The following is a 353-nucleotide window of genomic DNA, read 5'->3' as shown; positions in this document are numbered from 1 at the left end:
TTAAGCCCCTTTGAAATGTCGACGATATTGAGAAATATTCAGTCGGCTTTTTTTGCGATCAATTATTTTGATCCCACTGAAGGTGGTATGTTAACAAGGGTATTTTATTGTGGTGATCGTACAACGCCTGTCTATTCTTGGCATCCAAAATATGAACAAAATATGTGGGAAAGCCTAGCTGTAAATTTCATAGAACAGTAAGGAGAGGGTGGAATGTTAAAGGTTTCAAAGGATTTTTTAAAGGCTATCGCTGACACCAGACGTACCATGTTCATTCAAATAAAAATTAATGATATTCTCTATACAAATGATAATATTACAAAATTCGAACTGGACTCAGGTAGCATGGGTGG

Annotated in this window: 1 protein-coding gene; it reads left to right on the top strand. The window is 36.0% G+C overall.

What is annotated here, in order from left to right:
• The coding region (locus C240_RS02940; protein WP_333908789.1) for a DUF6711 family protein at nucleotides 1-201 on the top strand (201 nt) is incomplete at its 5' end.
• Between the last annotated feature and the right edge of the window lie 152 nt (nucleotides 202-353).

Source organism: Enterococcus sp. 5H (genome assembly GCF_028128615.1).
Classification (GTDB): Bacteria; Bacillota; Bacilli; order Lactobacillales; family Enterococcaceae; genus Enterococcus_L.
This window is presented reverse-complemented; position numbering and strand designations above follow the sequence as displayed.